12 protein-coding genes are annotated in these 13,399 nt (G+C 55.9%); 8 read left to right on the plus strand and 4 right to left on the minus strand.

All coding sequences use genetic code 11. The features are described from left to right. Positions 1 to 2: 2 nt before the first annotated feature. Together RZA33_RS05050 and RZA33_RS05055 are read left to right on the plus strand one after the other, a co-directional pair. On the plus strand, positions 3 to 320 hold the full coding sequence (locus RZA33_RS05050) for a BON domain-containing protein (protein WP_317506762.1): 318 nt from the start codon (positions 3 to 5) through the stop codon (positions 318 to 320). 35 nt (positions 321 to 355) lie between these two features. Next, entirely contained in the window at positions 356 to 919 is a 564-nt protein-coding gene (locus RZA33_RS05055; RefSeq protein WP_317506763.1) for a flavin reductase family protein, read from the plus strand. 35 nt (positions 920 to 954) lie between these two features. On the opposite strand, the gene RZA33_RS05060 is transcribed toward RZA33_RS05055, so the two are convergent. From RZA33_RS05060 to RZA33_RS05070, 3 genes are read right to left on the minus strand one after another with little or no spacing between them, the layout of a single operon-like run. Next, positions 955 to 2,037, minus strand: coding sequence for an ABC transporter substrate-binding protein (locus RZA33_RS05060; RefSeq protein WP_317506764.1), 1,083 nt, complete (start codon positions 2,035 to 2,037; stop codon positions 955 to 957). Beyond that, positions 2,037 to 3,434 (minus strand): sensor histidine kinase, encoded by a 1,398-nt coding sequence (locus RZA33_RS05065; protein ID WP_317506765.1) that lies wholly within the window; start codon positions 3,432 to 3,434, stop codon positions 2,037 to 2,039. The genes RZA33_RS05060 and RZA33_RS05065 overlap by 1 nt, the downstream gene beginning before the upstream one ends. Further along, positions 3,431 to 4,099: a response regulator gene (locus RZA33_RS05070; protein WP_317506766.1), complete on the minus strand. Its 669-nt coding sequence runs from the start codon at positions 4,097 to 4,099 to the stop codon at positions 3,431 to 3,433. The genes RZA33_RS05065 and RZA33_RS05070 overlap by 4 nt, the downstream gene beginning before the upstream one ends. Positions 4,100 to 4,238: 139 nt before the next feature. On the opposite strand from RZA33_RS05070, the gene RZA33_RS05075 reads away from it, so the two are divergent. From RZA33_RS05075 to RZA33_RS05095, 5 genes are all read left to right on the plus strand, one after another. Then, the gene (locus RZA33_RS05075; protein WP_317506767.1) at positions 4,239 to 5,231 is read left to right on the plus strand and encodes a tripartite tricarboxylate transporter substrate binding protein; all 993 of its coding nucleotides are present in this window, start codon (positions 4,239 to 4,241) and stop codon (positions 5,229 to 5,231) included. Continuing rightward, positions 5,228 to 5,677 (plus strand): tripartite tricarboxylate transporter TctB family protein, encoded by a 450-nt coding sequence (locus RZA33_RS05080; RefSeq protein WP_317506768.1) that lies wholly within the window; start codon positions 5,228 to 5,230, stop codon positions 5,675 to 5,677. The genes RZA33_RS05075 and RZA33_RS05080 overlap by 4 nt, the downstream gene beginning before the upstream one ends. A gap of 12 nt (positions 5,678 to 5,689) precedes the next feature. Next, a complete protein-coding gene (locus RZA33_RS05085; RefSeq protein WP_317506769.1) occupies positions 5,690 to 7,195 on the plus strand; it encodes a tripartite tricarboxylate transporter permease in 1,506 nt (501 codons plus the stop codon). Between the two features lie 110 nt (positions 7,196 to 7,305). Beyond that, positions 7,306 to 8,358: an AbrB family transcriptional regulator gene (locus tag RZA33_RS05090; RefSeq protein ID WP_317506770.1), complete on the plus strand. Its 1,053-nt coding sequence runs from the start codon at positions 7,306 to 7,308 to the stop codon at positions 8,356 to 8,358. Positions 8,359 to 8,951: 593 nt separating this feature from the next. Continuing rightward, positions 8,952 to 10,199: an ATP-grasp domain-containing protein gene (locus RZA33_RS05095; RefSeq protein WP_416337847.1), complete on the plus strand. Its 1,248-nt coding sequence runs from the start codon at positions 8,952 to 8,954 to the stop codon at positions 10,197 to 10,199. A gap of 135 nt (positions 10,200 to 10,334) precedes the next feature. On the opposite strand, the gene RZA33_RS05100 is transcribed toward RZA33_RS05095, so the two are convergent. Beyond that, positions 10,335 to 10,985, minus strand: a complete 651-nt coding sequence (locus RZA33_RS05100) for a dienelactone hydrolase family protein (RefSeq protein WP_317506772.1) — start codon at positions 10,983 to 10,985, stop codon at positions 10,335 to 10,337. A 460-nt stretch (positions 10,986 to 11,445) separates the two neighbouring features. On the opposite strand from RZA33_RS05100, the gene RZA33_RS05105 reads away from it, so the two are divergent. Next, complete coding sequence (locus RZA33_RS05105) at positions 11,446 to 13,143, plus strand: putative bifunctional diguanylate cyclase/phosphodiesterase (protein WP_317506773.1); 1,698 nt, start codon at positions 11,446 to 11,448, stop codon at positions 13,141 to 13,143. The last annotated feature ends 256 nt before the right edge of the window (positions 13,144 to 13,399 follow it).

Raw genomic sequence — 13,399 nt, forward strand, 5'->3', positions numbered from 1 at the left:
TAATGCGCAAACACCACGGGTATGGCTTGCTGATAACGGGGGGATTGCTCCTCACCACGCTGCTGGTGGGCTGCGCCGACACCCCGGTCAACCAATCCGCTAGGCTTGAGCAGCAGGACTCTAGCGAAGCAGTTCAAATCAAAGCCCGGCTTCTCGAAGCATCCGACCTGGCTGGCTCAGCCATCGATGTGGACCTGGAAGGCGATACCGCTATTCTCAACGGCTTCGTCGAAACAGCGCAGCAGCGCAATCGGGCCGAGGCGATAGCCCAAGACCATGAACAGGTGAAATCGGTGGAAAACAACATCACCGTTAAGTAGGCAAGCCCATTTCACCCAGCTAATCGGAGGTTGTTATGCCACAAGCACCGGCAAAGCATGATTTTCCTGTCTCGAATGTCAGGCACTTTCTTGAACCTGGCCCGGTGGTGCTGGTGTCATCGCAATGGCAACAAAAAACCAACATCATGACCCTGGGTTGGCAAACGGTGATGGCGTTCTCTCCCTCGCTTATCGGCTGTGTGATTGCAGCAGGCAATCATTCCCACGAGCTGGTCCGCCACAGTGGCGAATGCGTGATCAATATCCCCGCGGCGTCGCTAGTCGATACGGTGGTGGGTATTGGCAACTGCTCCGGGAGCGAGGTCGACAAATTCAAGTCGTTTGAGCTGACCCCAGCCAAATCAGAAAAGGTCAGTGCGCCTCGGATAGAGGAATGCTATGCGTCTTTCGAGTGCCAGCTACACGATGACGCCATGATTGAACGCTACAACCTGTTTATTTTTGAGGTTGTTAAAGCCCACGTAGCTCCCTCCGCCGACGATGAAGAGTCGCTGCACTACCGGGGCATGGGTGAATTCATGCTGTCGGGCCAATCCATTGACCGTACGTCGCTATTCAAGCCGTCGATGCTTGTTTGAGCGGGCCGAATAGGAGCCCAAACCAGACGTCTTGGTTACGGAGCCGTGATGACATGGGTTTTGTCCCCTTGCTGTTGAGTTTCAGGCGTACGTTGATAGCGATTAAATTCACGTTGCCAACGAGCCATGAAAGCATCGCGGCGCTGAGGATCGACGAAGGCAAGCACCGACGCGTTAAGCGGGATGGGATAGAGGCGGTCGCCGACTTGATCGCGGAGGCGTTGAGCAGTGTAGGGGCCAACAATATCCGGCCGCACGCTGAAAAGCGGGGTTTGAGCGGCTAACACACGCTGACCACCGCGGCTGAGCAGGAAGTTCATAAAGGCTTGCGCAGCACGGGGGTGTGGCGCATCACGGTGGATAAAGCCGGTCCGCATCACGACTAAGGCATAGTCCTGAGGCACCTGCACGATCACCTCGGGATGCTCCTGGGCCCACACCATGGCATAGGAGCCCAGCAGATTATAACCCAGCCAATAGCGTCCCTCTGAGAGCCCTTCCAGCATCGAGCGCGTATTGGATTCGAGGTGGGCGTCGGCATCACCTAACGCTGTGACCAGGTCCCAGAACCTGTCTGTATAGCGCGCATCTTGTTGAAATAGCGTGTAGCCGATGCCGCTTTTTGAGGGCGAGTAGGTGGTTACCTTGCCCTGTAAAGTGTCACGTTGGGCGCTCAGCAACTTGTGCAGATCCGCATGGGTTTGCGGCGGTAACATATGGCGGGCTAAATCAAGCCGGTAAGCCATGACAATCGGCTCGAAGGTAAACCCAAACACCTCGTTACGCCATTTTGCCCATTCGGGCCATTCATTGGCCAGTTCAGAATCCAGCCGTTGGGCATACCCCTGATTGACGCGGTTCATCTGCCAGGGCATGGCGGAGCTAATCACCACGTCGGGGGGTGGGTCAGCCTCCGCGGTCAAGGCATTCACTTCCAGTGTGCTACGGTCCCGGTAGCTCAGTTCAATACCCGGATGGGCCTGCTCGAAAGCTGCCAACAGGGGCGCGACCACCTGCCGGTCCAAGGCGGCTTCGACCACCAAGGGCGTCGCCGCTAGACCCTGAAAAGATGCAAAACAGCACAACACCAGCGCAGTCGTCAGCCATAAGCGTTGCATCAGCTTTCCTCCCCCGCCGCCGGGAAATGCACCTCGATGCGAAGCCCACGAGGTCGGCGCTCTTTGACCTGAAGCTTAGCCGCGTGGCGTTGCGCAATGGTATCCACAATGGCCAGACCCAGGCCTGAGCCTTGGGTATCCTGACGCCCTCCGCGTTCGAAGGGTTGAAACAACCGGGGGCGTATCTCTGGGTCGACCCCAGGCCCGTTATCCTCGATATAAAGCATGATGTGATTGCCGATGGTGTTTAGTCCCAGCGTGATTTCGCTACCCGGAGGGGTATAGCGCAGTGCGTTGTCGATCAGGTTGCCCAATAGCTCGCGCAGCGCCCACGCTTGCCCTTGTATGATCATAGGCTCGACGGGCAGTTCGGCCAGCCCCAGGTCATGCTCCATGGCCACCTCGCGCTGGGCCCATTCCAGTACGCTGTCGTGCAGCGTCTTTCTTAGGTCAAGCGGCAGGCATTCGTCGGCCTCTTCCACATGGCGGAGGCGCGCAAGGCTGAGTAGCTGACCAGCCAGTCGGCTGGTGCGCTTAGCGCCATCATGCACGTCTGAAAGGGCACGATACCACTCATCGGGGTCGCGGCTTTGCAGCGCTAACTCGCTGGTGCTTTGCAGGCCGGCAAGCGGGGTTTTGAGCTGATGGCTGGCATCGGCCGTAAAGCGCAGAAGGTTATCGCGGCTCTCGCGCTGTCGGGTAAACAGGGTATCCAGCGCTTCGACCATTTCGCGCAATTCTTCCGGCACCCTAGCATTGAGTGGCCGCATATCATCGGCTTGGCGTCTCCTTAATCGATGGCGCAGCTGGCGCATCGGTTTCAGTGCCACCCGCATCGCCAGCAGCATCAGGATGCCCGCCAGCAGCACCATGGCGACAAAACGAATGATCGCGCGTTCAAATAGCTCGCTGGCCAATACCTGCCGTCCACTCATCGTATGGCCCACCCAAATTTGCACCGGGTCTTGAATGTCCCATCCCGCCGAGTCGTATTCACGCCCATGCAACCTCCAGCGGGTGCCCGCCTGCGTCAGGTCAAGCCAGGTTGGCTCGATAGCCGCTGCTGCCTGACCGGCAGAGGGAATGGAGATAGCAAGATTGGCCGAAATGCGCCGTCCGTCATGGTCGAGCACGGCATAGAAGACCCGCTCCTGGTGGGCGGTGGCCAGAATCTGTAGGGCGGCGGGAGGAATCCTGACGACGGGGGTGCTGCCTTCCCATTGCACCGAATCGGCAGTCGTCAGCGCAGCCGCTTCTAGCTGGCTATCAAAAGCACGCTCGGCCGCACGCTGAGTGGAATAATAAGCTTCCATCAGCAGCAACGTACCCAGCCCAGACACCATGACCAGCAGCCAGACAGCCAAGCGCGCCTTTAACGTGCCGATTACTTGGGTCAAGTCGGCGCTTCCTCAAGTCGATAGCCAAGGCCACGAAACGTGCGGATGCACAAACCGCTACCCTGAAGGCGCTTGCGTAACCGGCTGACGTAAACTTCGAGCGCATTAGAACCTACCTCCCCGAAGCTAAACACTCGCCCTTCCAGCATCTCGCGGGGGGCGATATTGCCAGCGTGTAGCAGGAGCCCTTCAAGCAAGCGTAGCTCACGGCGAGGTAATCCGAGCGCAACCCCATCAAGTGTGGCAGCGCCAGCAGTGGGATCAAGGCACAAAGGACCCAACGTCAGGCGGTTATCGCTACGCTGCTGGCTGCGCCGTAGCAAGGCGCGTACGCGGGCTTCAAGCTCCACCAGTGAAAACGGTTTGGCGAGGTAGTCATCCGCGCCTAGATCGAGGCCGCGGACTCGGTCTTCAATGCCGTCTCTAGCGGTCAGGATCAACACGGGCGTCCGGTCACCTCGTTCACGCAATTCACTCAGTAGCTCAAGACCATTTCCGTCAGGCAGCCCCAGGTCAAGCAGCATTAGATCGAAGTGGTCATTGCGTAGCGCCGCTCGCGCGTCCCTCACATGGGCAAAAATGTCGACGCTATTGCCCAGCGGTGATAATGCATTGTAAAGCGAGCGAGCGATCATCGGATCGTCTTCAACGATGATTAGGCGCATATGACTAAAGTCTCAGGGGGTAATAAGGGAAATGACAGGTTGATGAAAGGTTGCCTGCCTAACATGGCGCTGGTCATCTTAGTATGACCGGGTTCGGGTCTTCCCGCTCCCGAATACAACAAGAGAACAGGAGTTCGTCATGAAGATCAACTCAACCCTACGCTACGCTTCAGGCCTTGCTTTAATGGGGAGCGCCTTGCTTGCAGGCCAGGTTCATGCTCAAACCATTCCCGAGTCTACCGAGTGCATTGCGCCCGCCAAACCCGGTGGTGGCTACGATTTGACGTGTCGACTGGCAGCCAATGGCCTTCAGGATACGGGCCTGATAAGCAAGCCGATGATGGTTAGCTACATGCCCGGCGGCATTGGTGCTGTGGCTTATAACCATGTTAACGGTGTGCGCGCTGATGATCCCAGCCTTATTGTAGCGGCCAGTACCGGTGCTGCCGTGAACCTGGCGCTAGGCAAGTTTGGCGAGTACGACGCTGATGAGGTTCGTTGGCTAGGCGCCCTGGGCGTCGACTATGGCGCGATTGTCGTCAGTGCCGATGCACCTTGGCAGAGCCTAGACGAGCTGATGACCGAACTGAAAGAAAACCCCAACGAGATCGCCTTCGGTGCCGGCGGTACAGTAGGCAGTCAGGATTGGATGAAGGCGGCGCTGATCGCCCAATCTGGGGATATGTCGCCCAGGGACCTTCGTTATGTTGCCTTCGAAGGTGGCGGTGAGGCACTAGCAGCACTGTTAGGCGATCACATTCAGGTGTTCACCGGCGACCTGTCAGAACTTAAGTCTCAGCTTGATGGTGGCAAAATTCGCGTCCTGGCGGCCCTTTCCGAAGAGCGGATGGGTGGCCCCTACGCCGATATTCCGACCGCGGCCGAGCAGGGCTACGACGTGGAGTGGCCGATCTGGCGGGGTTATTACATGGGTCCAGAAGTTAGCGATGAGGCCTATCAAGCCTGGGTCGAACGCATGCGGCAGCTGGCGGAGGATCCGGTATTCGCCGAGCTACGTGAGGCGCGGGGCCTGTTCCCAATGTCTCGTTTCGGCGAAGATTTTGACCGCTACGTTCAAGAGCAGGTTACTGAGTTTAAAGGGCTGGCAGAAGAAGTAGGTCTGACCAAATGAAGATCGCCGCCGACCGAGTGCTGGGCATTGCGCTAATCGGTCTGGCGGCGTTTATCGCCGTCCAGGCCGTACAACTGGAAATTCCCTTCAGCTACGAACCCGTAGGTCCCAAGGCCTTCCCAGTGGGGCTGTCAATTCTACTGACAATACTCTCACTGGTAATGATTTTCCGACCGGGCCCCAACGGTCAATGGCCCCACAAAGCACTGGCACTTAAGTTGTTACTGGTGCTGGTTTTGCTTTTGGCCTATGCCGTTTTGTTCACACAACTGGGATTCATTGTCTCATCGTTGCTAGTGGTGACGGCCTTAGCGCGACTCTTTGATGCGACCTGGGGTAAAGCGCTGATCACCGGCATCATCATGTCGGTTATCGGCTACTTTCTGTTCACCACAGCCCTTGGGATCAGCCTGCCTTCTGGCTACTGGTTTGATACCTTCATTTAAAGGATCGCTAAGATGTTCGATTTCCTTATCGATGGGTTCGGTGTTGCGCTGACCCCTCTCAACTTGGGTCTGGCTTTCCTTGGCGCCTTGCTCGGCACCCTATTTGGGGCCTTGCCAGGTATCGGCCCAATCAATGGCATCGCCATTCTAATGCCGCTTGCCTATACCCTTGGTTTGCCTGCCGAGTCATCATTGATTTTGCTGGCCGCGGTTTACACCGGCGCCGAATATGGTGGCCGCATGTCGAGCATTCTGCTCAATGTGCCTGGCGATGCAGGGGCGGTCATGACCACTCTGGATGGCTACCCGCTGGCGCAGAAAGGACTCGCGGGGCCCGCCTTAGGGCTTTCAGCAGTGAGTTCATTCGTCGGTGCGACCATTGCCATTATTGGCCTGACATTGTTTGCACCGCTTCTGGCAAAAGTGGCGGTGATGTTCGGCCCGGCGGAATTCTTTGCGCTCATGATATTCGCGTTCTCTTCCATGTCGGTAATGATGGGCAAGGATCCAATCAAGACCGCGATTGGTGCCGTGCTGGGCGTCCTTATTGGCACCGTGGGTATTGATTCAGGAAGCGGCGTACTGCGCTATACCTTCGGCATGCCCGAGCTCTACGACGGCATCGACTTTGTAGTGATGATTATCGGTCTCTTTGCTATCAGCGAAATTTTGCTAATGCTCGAAAATTCTCACAGCACCGACAACGATGGCGAGCTGCCGCCGCTCGGGCGCGTTTTTGTTAGCCTCAAGGAAGTGTTGGCATGTAAGGGCGCCATCATCCGCTCGGGACTGATCGGCTTTATCATCGGCGTCCTCCCGGGTACCGGCGCCTCAGTTGCTGGCGCCGTCTCCTACACCACTGAAAAGCGCCTTTCCGACAAGGACAACACCTTTGGCACCGGTGACATGCGCGGGCTGGCTGCGCCGGAGTCGGCCAATAACGCGGCCGCGGTAGGTTCTTTTGTGCCCATGCTAACCTTAGGCATTCCCGGTTCTGGTACGACAGCGGTACTGCTGGGTGCGTTGATGCTTTATAACATCACCCCTGGGCCAATGATGTTTACCGAGCGGCCTGAAGTGGCCGGTGGGCTTATTGCGTCACTTTATATTGGCAACATCGTATTGCTGATGCTTAACCTGCCGCTAGCGGGTGTATTCGCCAAGGTGCTGACTATTCCACGCTGGGTGCTGGTGCCCGCTATTGCTATCCTAGCGTTCGTCGGCGTTTATCAGTTGCACTCCGATCTATTTGCTATTTACTTGATGCTTGTCATCGGCGTGTTTGGGTATTTACTGCGTAAGCTGGGCTTCTCCCTGGCGCCAGTGATTCTCGGCTACGTACTGGGCGGGTTAATGGAGCAGAACCTTCGCCGAGCACTCTCTATCAGCGGCGGTGACGTCGGGATCCTATGGCAATCGGGTATCTCACTGGGGCTGTGGGTTGCGGCAGTATTACTATTGGTGCTGCCCTGGCTTGTACCGAAGCTATTGGCTGCCCGCAAGCCAAGCGCTGGTTAACGGCGTTTCTTGCCCGGCAGCGAATAGGCAGCTCGCCCTGGCCCGTGATAACGGTCACCAGGGCTTTTATTTGCAAACCCGTGATGTTGAAAACGATGCGAGCAATACACTTGGCCCCTTTGGGCCGTTTCCTACCCACATTAGCACTCGGGCTTGTCGGGGGCGGGTTGGCTTATTGGCTACAGCTGCCGCTTCCCTGGCTATTAGGGGCTATGATCGCAACCACGGTGGCATCCTTAGCTGGCATACCGTTAAGGTCGCCGGGCAAAGGCCGCCAGGGCGTGTTGGTCATCATTGGGGTCATGCTCGGTTCAGCGTTTACCGCCGACATGACAGGAGAAGCAACCCGGTGGGGAATCAGCTTGGCGATTATGCTGATAGCGACGGCGGTGATGATGACTTTCTCGGTGTGGTTTTCCCGCCGCGTGGCGGGGCACTCCTGGGAAACGGCGCTCTACGCCGGCGTGCCTGGCGGGGTTTCGACAGTCACCGGCATGGCGCTCTCCTCGGGGGCTGATTTGCGGATCATTGGCATTACCCACGCTGTGCGCATATTGGTTCTGCTGGTGGCCATCCCGCCTGTTTTGCAGTTTATCGGCCATGTCGATATTAGCAGCACCGCGCCAGCCCTATCGCAGTGGTTATGGATGCCCTCGTCCACTGATATCGCGTGGCTGTTGGCGGCGGGCATTGTCGGCATGTGGCTGGGTAAGTGCCTTCGCCTACCTAGCCCGCTGCTGTTTGGCCCGGCGCTTGTTTCAGCGGCGCTGCACTTCTCAGGCCTCACACATGCGGCCGTGCCACCTGTGATCATTGCGCTCGCACAAGTCGTTATCGGCATTTCCGTTGGTGTGCGCTTTGCGGGTGCCCCCATTGCCGAGGTGGGAATGGCAATGCTGATGGCGGTCATCCAGGCTCTGGCACTATTGCTGCTGGCGATTTTCGCCGCCTGGATAGGGCATTTGCTTACCGGTTACTCTGCCGCAGCGGCGCTGCTTGCCTACATGCCGGGCGGTGCCCCAGAGCTCAGCTTGGTAGCGCTAAGCTTAGGCATCGATCCCGCCTTCGTTACCACGCACCACCTTCTGCGTATAACGCTTCTGGTATTACTACTGCCCCTGCTGCTCAAGTGGATAGCGTCCACGAATGTGCGATCAGCGTAGTGATGATGGTGCCGGACGAAGCATGTGGGAGACTGTTTTGTTAACCCGAACGTTGAAATCCCATGTTTTCAAGGCGGAGCCAAATTCAACCTCTTGTGCTAGCCTGATAGTTGTATAGCGGCTGAGCAATCCAAGCCATCATCCAAGAAACAGGTTGGTAAACCATGGTTAATACCAAATAGTGAGTGCCAACGATCAACATTGCTCCATCCTTCATTTCTCTACCGCTAAGAAAGCGCAAACGACTTTGCACAGGCAGTGCAGAGACACTGACCAGCTAATGAGCTACCGGCGCCAAACTCTCTCCGCAGTGAGAGACTTCTTTTAAAATTACAGTTGCTTACAGATTATTTGCCAACTGTAATGATCTCGTCTAGCTTGGTAATGTGGCGGCAACTATCGAAATACCCCACTTGCTGGTCTGCTCAATCGCCTCTTAACAATACCGATTGCTGCTTTCTTCTCAGTTCATATATGGAGCGTCTCAATATCGGCGCACTCAATCTGGGTTAACCAGACAAGGAGACTATCGAATGTCGACAACATCAGAAAAGCAATTACCCCAAGAAGTAGCAGCTTGGCGCGACCCGGAAATGGACTCGGTGAAAGGCACCGAGACCCCTAAAGACCCCAACAAGGGTTATATCGCCCTACTTGGCTGGAGCGTCAACGCGATTAAGGCAGCGCAGAAGTTTGACCGCCGCTACGTCGTGGTTGCGCCAGAATGGGCTGAGGATTTCTGCACCGCGAATAACATACCCTTTATTTCGTGGGACTTTATCCGCTTGAATGATCGGTCCATGGAAATCGCCGAAAGGCTGAAAGCGGAAGGTGTCGATGTCGCTATTCCGCTGTTTGAGGAAACCGTTGAGTGGTCCGGCGCGATCAACTCCGTACTCCTCGACAGCCCCCGCATGTACGGTCAGTCGATTCTGTTCCGCGACAAGGCCCTGATGAAGCGCCGTGCGCAACTTGGCGGTATTCGCGTGGGGATCTTTGAAGAAGCCCACGAAAAAGAGGACATCGTCCGCTTTATGAAACGCGTTAACCAGACGCTGCTCAAGCTAGACGGTGACCCCGATGACCCGATTCACGTCAAAGCATTCGATAAAGCCGGTTGCCTCGGCCACCGCATGATTCGTACGTTGGAAGAAATTGAGCACATTCCGGACGAAGAATATCCGCTGCTGATGGAAAGCCATCTGGATGGCTGGGAATTTGCCGTTGAAGCCTGGATCCACGATGGCAAAATCCAGTTCCTAAATATTTCGGAATACGTGACGCTAGGCTATTCGGTCTTCGTGCCCGCTACCCAAGAGCTTGAGAGCTGGCGTAACGCGATCACCAAGCAGATCGAGCTGTTGATCAAGACGTTTGATATCCAGTTTGGCCTGATTCATCCCGAGTACTTCGTGACCGCTGACGGCGAAATGTACTTTGGCGAAGTGGCCTACCGCCCGCCCGGTTTCAAGGCCTTTGAATTGATCGAGAGAGCCTACGGCTTCAGTGCCTATCAGGCCTCAATGCTGGTGTTCGATCCCAAGAGCACGAAAGAGGAAGTGGCGGCATTCTTCCCCAAAGAAGTGGTCGACGCGAAGGGTTATGCAGGCTGCTTCGGCGTATATCCGCGCCGTCGCGTGGTCAGCAAACTGGAAATGCCTTCGGAATGCGTTGATCACCCCTACTTCGAATCACACGAACTCGTCGCGCCGACCGAAGAAACAGTACCTGACCGGTCTGCCTTCGGGACGCATTGGGGCTTGGTCTTCTTCTTTGGCGACGACCCCATTAAAATGCGCGATCTACTCAAAACCCAGGAAGACCTGGATTTCTACGTCTAGCGCCTAGATAAACCAACGTTATACGCTTCACGATGGGCGCGTCTATCGGCATCAGGCATAATCACTTCCTGATGTTGGTAGGCGCGCCCTTTTTTATTGTCAAAAAACGCTGATGGAGCGCGGGAAGTCCCAGTTTTACAGCGTTTCTTCCAAAAGCTGGGACAGCCGCTTGTGGTGAAGTTCATCGGCAGCCGCATCGTAGGACGGCGCGTCCTTGGCCGTGAAACCATGGGCAGCGCCCTTATAGAGTTCGGTGGTAAAGTGCACCCCGGCGGCGGCGAGCGCTTCGTCCATGCGGGCGATTTGCTCGGGAGGCAGCAATTCGTCTTTATCAGCATGGCCAAAATAAACGCGCCCATCGATGGTATCGACCACATGCACAAGACTGTTTGGGTCACCTGCCACCGCCAGCCGGGCCGAGTGAAAGCCGGCCGCCGCCGCAACGCGGTTGGGGTATTCGGCGGCCATGCGGAGTGCGAAGGCTCCAGTCATGCAATAGCCGACCACACCCAGGCGGCCTTCCGCGAACTCAGCCTCGTTATTGATACATGCCAGTAGGGCAACGAAGTCACGGGATTGTGCCTCGGGCGTGAGCTGGTCAGCATACTCAACGAGCGTTGGTCGCACGTCTGGGTCACGGAATGACTTGCCCTCCGGCACCACGGGGCCGCTTGCATTGCGGTAATAGACGTTGGGCATCAACACGGCATAGCCGTTGTCCGCAATTGCCTGGGCTTTCTCGTAATAGCAGGGTCGCAGACCGCCGATATCGGTGAACAGCACCACGGCAGGAAGGGGGCCGTTGGTATTTTCTGGCGTGAAAACATGCGCGTCGATGGTGCCCCATCAGCGGCGGGAATTGTGATAGCGCGAGACATACATAGGCTCCCAGGTAAAGACGTTAGTAAAGACAAAGTCAGTGTCGTCCTGAACTCAAACATTGGGTGCGCCACCTGCCTTAGCCGCCCACCCACATAGATAAAAAAGCTAAAAACAACTGAAATGCCTTTTCTTCGCTGTATGCTAGAGGGTTCTTGATACGTAGACTTCTTCAAAAAAGCGAGGCCTGTCGGCGTCTTCCCCCTAGCTCAAACGGGCGTTACCGTAGCGTTGCCCAATAACCAATAATCGAGCTGCAGCCCCCAGCGATGCCACTCCCCTAAGGTATTTTAAAAATGTTACACACGCCAGACTACAATGACCTCTTCATTGAGCTCTTAGAGGCGCTAGAGGCGGTTTGCAAATAATGTGCAACGCTTTGGCCCAGGAAAAACGGCGCTTCCGAAGCCTGGTTCAAGCGCAGGCCAGCTATATCTGGCTGATGGATGCTCAAGGTAAGCTCATAGAAGTGCCCGAGCAATGGCTGGAGATAGCCGGTCTGTCACCTGAGAACGGCCCGCCAGATATGGCGACGATTCACAGTGCGCTGACGCCGCAGGCGGCGAAAGCATTTCGCGACGGCTGGGCCGAAGCCCTCAGCAACATAACGTCGTTTGAAGTGATCTATCAGTTGCCGGCCTCAAAAAACTCCTCTCCTCGATGGTTTATCGATCGCATTACGCCGGTGCTCGATGACGATCACCAACTCGTCGAGTGGATTGGCGCTTCTCAGGAGGTCACCGCGCTGAAACGCGCTGAGAATGACGTTGAACATGCCGCTTACAAGGACCGGCTGACCGGCCTTCTAACCTTGGAAGGCTTCGCTTGGCGCCTGGACAAGCAGCTCAGAGAAAAAACGCTACACCCAGCCAGCCCAGTGGTGGTGGTTGACATCAAGGCGTTGAGGGAAATCAATAATACCCAGAGCCACGACATCGGGGATGAGGTCTTGCAAGAGGTCGCTCAGCGTTTGACGGCGGAGTTCGGTGAGAACGGTTTAATTGCGCGTACCGGGGGCGGCGAGTTCACCGTGCTGGCGACGCACGAGAGCCAGCGCACGCGGCGCCAGTTGCACGCGTGTATGGCAGCTGTTTTTGATGTGCCGTTTAAAATCAGAGGATTTGCCTTCCATGTCGAGGCCTCCTTCGGCTATACACGTATTCGGTCCAAGGCAAGCGATGCCCGAAAGCTGATGAACGACGCCACCTTGGCCATGCATATAAGCCAGCATAATCCGACATTGACCTGGACCCAATACACCAAAACCCTTGAGCACCAAATCCGCAAGAACGTGGACATCACCATGAAGCTCCGCCACGCCCTTGCCGCCAACCAGATGGCGCTTTTCTACCAACCCCAGGTTGATCTGGCGAGCGGCCGCATTGTCTCAACAGAAGCCCTGCTTCGCTGGCAGCATCCCCAGGCTGGCTTTATTCCACCGGATCAGTTCATCCCACTGGCGGAACAAAGTCAGCTGATTGGCCCAATAGGTGACTGGGTGATACGCCAAGCTTGTCGCGATTTAAGAGCCTGGCATAACGCGGGCATCCCCGTCACCCCGGTATCCATTAATTTATCTTTGATCCAATTCCAGCTCGGTTCCATGCCAAACAGCGTCCACAAAGCGCTGTCAGATTACAGCATTGCCCCAGAATTGCTGACGCTTGAAATTACTGAGAGCGTCTTCGAGCAACACAGCCAAGCTTTGCAGCATGACCTGGAAGCCTTAAGAGCGATGGGCGTTCGCCTGTCGCTGGATGACTTCGGCACCGGCTATTCGTCACTGGGGCATTTAAAGGACTACTTTTTCGACGAAATCAAAATCGACAAAAGCTTTATCAGCCAGTTAGATGACAGCCCCGACCCCCAGGCCATCGTCAAGGCAGTGATCGTCATCGCTGAAGCGATTGGGGCGGATGTCGTCGCCGAAGGGTTGGAGTTAACGAGCCAGATAGCGATAGTCCAGCAGTTGGGGTGCAGCAAAGGTCAGGGGTATTACTATAGCCGCCCGGTACCCGAACCCCGCTGGCGCCAATTGCTGATGGAGCAAAAGTCGCTCGGGTAGATGCTCGACGCTCTTATGATCGTTTATTAGCGAATGGGCCATCCTTTGGAAACGGGTGGTAGCCTGCCAATCTAGCATTTCCAACACAAAACAATGATGCAAGCCGCCACAACGAAAACTCAATTTCTTAGAACTCAATCTCTTAGCTATTTACCATTAACGCTTTGATAACAAAGTCTTTAATAGCCACTTTTTGAGCTTTAACGCCTATCATTAAAAAAATTTCCTAACTCATCATTGGGCCGATAAAACTAAG

Origin of the sequence: Halovibrio sp. HP20-59 (genome assembly GCF_033052795.2) — a bacterium.
Lineage (GTDB): Bacteria > Pseudomonadota > Gammaproteobacteria > Pseudomonadales > Halomonadaceae > Vreelandella.

Coding starts and splice junctions, on each gene's coding strand:
- RZA33_RS05070 (WP_317506766.1), bottom strand. CDS start 4,099: ATGCGCCTAATCATCGTTGAAGACGATCCGATGATCGCTCGCTCGCTT.
- RZA33_RS05085 (WP_317506769.1), top strand. CDS start 5,690: ATGTTCGATTTCCTTATCGATGGGTTCGGTGTTGCGCTGACCCCTCTC.
- RZA33_RS05055 (WP_317506763.1), top strand. CDS start 356: ATGCCACAAGCACCGGCAAAGCATGATTTTCCTGTCTCGAATGTCAGG.
- RZA33_RS05105 (WP_317506773.1), top strand. CDS start 11,446: ATGTGCAACGCTTTGGCCCAGGAAAAACGGCGCTTCCGAAGCCTGGTT.
- RZA33_RS05095 (WP_416337847.1), top strand. CDS start 8,952: ATGGACTCGGTGAAAGGCACCGAGACCCCTAAAGACCCCAACAAGGGT.
- RZA33_RS05050 (WP_317506762.1), top strand. CDS start 3: ATGCGCAAACACCACGGGTATGGCTTGCTGATAACGGGGGGATTGCTC.
- RZA33_RS05060 (WP_317506764.1), bottom strand. CDS start 2,037: ATGCAACGCTTATGGCTGACGACTGCGCTGGTGTTGTGCTGTTTTGCA.
- RZA33_RS05075 (WP_317506767.1), top strand. CDS start 4,239: ATGAAGATCAACTCAACCCTACGCTACGCTTCAGGCCTTGCTTTAATG.
- RZA33_RS05080 (WP_317506768.1), top strand. CDS start 5,228: ATGAAGATCGCCGCCGACCGAGTGCTGGGCATTGCGCTAATCGGTCTG.